Here is a 2,855-nt window from a genome sequence, read left to right as displayed (position 1 = left end):
ATGCGCTTTCGGAATGGTGCGAAGTGATCGTCTTTCGCAATGGACAACAGCACTTTCAGCGTTACGAGCGCGGCGTTCCGCAGGAAGCCGTCAAGGTCATTGGCAAATGTGAGCCGAACCGCACCGGCACCATTACCACTTTCAAATTTGACCGCGAAATTTTCAAGGATGAGGTGGATTACAAATTTGAAACCCTCAGCCAGCGCTTTCGCGAAATGGCCTTTGTCACCCGCAGGGTATTGATTCGGCTGGTGGATGAGCGCAGTAACCGCGAAACCACCTATTACTTTGAGGGCGGCATCATTTCATTTGTTCGCTACCTGAACCGCAACCGCACAACGCTGCATCCGGTCTTTTTTGTGGAGAAAGAGGTGGACAATATCGGCATTGAGGTTGCTGTGCAATATACGGATGCCTACGCCGAATCAGTTTATTCCTTTGCCAACACCATCAACACCATTGACGGCGGAACCCATATGACCGGCCTGCGCACCGCAATTACCCGTGTAGTCAACGACTATGCCCGCCGCACCAGCCTGCTGAAGGACGCTGACCCCAACTTCACCGGCGACGATACGCGCGAAGGCATGACCGCCATCGTCAGTATTAAACACCCCGACCCGCAGTTTGAAAGCCAGACCAAGGTCAAATTGATGAATCCCGAGGTGCAGACCTACGTTCAGCAGGTGGTTGGTGAGGCATTTTATGCCTTCTTGGAAGAAAACCCCTCCGCTGCGCGCGCCATTGTCCAAAAGTGCCTCACTTCTGCCCGCGCCCGAGATGCTGCCCGCAAAGCGCGCGACCTGGTCATTCGTAAATCCGCTTTGGAGAGCCTGACTCTGCCCGGTAAACTGGCGGACTGCTCGGAACGTGACCCCAACAAAACCGAATTGTACATCGTTGAGGGAGAAAGCGCCGGCGGTTCTGCCAAACAGGGGCGCGACCGCCATTTTCAGGCCATTTTACCGTTGCGCGGGAAGATCCTCAACACCGAACGCGCCCGTTTGGATAAAATCCTCTCCAACAATGAAGTCAAAGCCCTCATTTCCGCATTGGGCACCGGTATTGGCGAGAACTTTGATCTTTCCGGCTTACGCTACGGTCGGGTGATCATCATGACCGATGCGGATGTGGATGGCAGCCACATTCGCACCCTGTTGCTCACCTTTTTCTTCCGCTACATGCAGCCGCTCATCGAGGCGGGGCATCTCTACATTGCTCAACCGCCCCTCTACCGCATTGCCTACAAAAATCAGGTTAAATATGTGTATACCGAAGCGGAAAAGGATAAAGCGCTCAAAGAATTGGGGGTTGCGGCTGATAAAGTCTCCATTCAGCGCTATAAAGGGTTGGGGGAGATGAACCCCCAGCAATTGTGGGAAACCACCATGAACCCCGCCAATCGCACGCTGCTATCGGTCACCATCGAAGATGCTGCCGCAGCCGACCGCACCTTTGACATGCTGATGGGTGAAGCCGTCCCACCCCGCACCCGCTTCATCACCACCCATGCCCGCAGCGTTCGCAATCTGGACGTATAAACCTGATTCAAATTTCGCCAATTTGGAGGAGGTCAACCATGCCGCTTGCTCAATTATTCCGTGCCGATGATTTAAGAGACTACATCATCCGTTTCTTTACCCGCCTGAATGTGACCGAACAACACGCCCGCATCGCTGCGGACGTGTTAATTTCAGCCGATTTACGCGGGGTCAGTTCACACGGCATCATCCGCCTGCATAGTTACTACGGCAGCCGCATCCTGAAAGGGCTGATTGATCCGGCGTCCCCCTACCAGATCGTACGGGAAACCCCCACCACCCTGCTGGTGGACGGCGGAAACGGACTGGGGATGGTGGTCGGTTACCACACCATGCAGCGTGTCATCCAAAAAGCCCATGAAAACGGAGTTGCGCTTGCTTCGGTACGCAACAGCAATCACTACGGCATTGCCGGTTATTACGCCATGATGGCACTGCCTCACGATATGATCGGCATTTCCTTTACCAATGCCCAGCCGCTGGTAGCTCCAACCTATGGGCGCAGCCGTATTCTCGGCACCAACCCCATCGCTGTGGCAGCCCCCGCCTTGCATGAACGACCCTATGTGCTGGACATGGCAACCAGCATTGTCCCCATCGGCAAAATTACCGTTTACGACAAAGCCGGTGAAAAGATTCCCGAAGGCTGGGGAATTGACCAGAACGGTCAGGTGACCACCGATCCCAAAGCCGTGCTGCAGGGTGGAGCCTTATTGCCATTAGGCGGTACCGACCTCATGCGCGGGTACAAAGGTTATGGTCTGGCCTTGTGGGTGGACATCTTCTCTGGGGTGCTTTCCGGGGCGGCTACCGGACCTTTTGTGGGTTCGGTTGGCAAAGATCAGCCCGCCAATGTCGGCCATTTCTTTGCTGCCATCCGCATTGATGCCTTCCGCGACCCGCAGGAATTCAAAGCCGATTTAGACCGCCTGATCCAAACCCTCAAAAACGCTCCCAAAGCCGAAGGGCAGGAACGCATCTACATTCACGGCGAAAAAGAATTTGAATTAGAGGCTTTGAACCGTCAACGGGGCATTCCCCTGCTGGTCGAGGTGGTAAAAGGCTTACGCGAAGCCGGTGAGCAGGTTGGCGTGCCGTTTGATCTGGAAGTGCTGGGAGAAACCACCGGCGAAGAAGAATAAAGCCGATCAGGTTTCTTGCAGCAGAATCAGGACTTCATAGCCCTCCAGCGGAAGCAGCATACCATCCTTTAAGGGTGGCAGTTAGTCGCGCCGGTTGGACACGATCAGTTTCCAGCCTGCCCGCCGCACCATGCCGCCCAAAGCCAGGCGCACCGGACGTTTTCCAAAATTG

2 protein-coding genes are annotated in these 2,855 nt (G+C 54.9%); both read left to right on the top strand.

Going from position 1 to position 2,855, the window contains the following annotated elements:
• Positions 1–1,541 (top strand): DNA gyrase subunit B (locus VAE48_RS09040; RefSeq protein WP_322792999.1); only part of this gene is annotated, 1,541 nt, incomplete at its 5' end.
• Between the two features lie 38 nt (positions 1,542–1,579).
• Positions 1,580–2,683, top strand: a complete 1,104-nt coding sequence (locus tag VAE48_RS09035; RefSeq protein WP_322792998.1) for an Ldh family oxidoreductase — start codon at positions 1,580–1,582, stop codon at positions 2,681–2,683.
• Positions 2,684–2,855 lie beyond the last annotated feature (172 nt).

The organism is Bellilinea sp. (assembly GCF_034432615.1).
Classification (GTDB): Bacteria; Chloroflexota; Anaerolineae; order Anaerolineales; family Anaerolineaceae; genus Bellilinea.
Note: the sequence above shows the minus strand (reverse complement) of the source record. Positions and strands in the feature narration are given on the sequence as shown.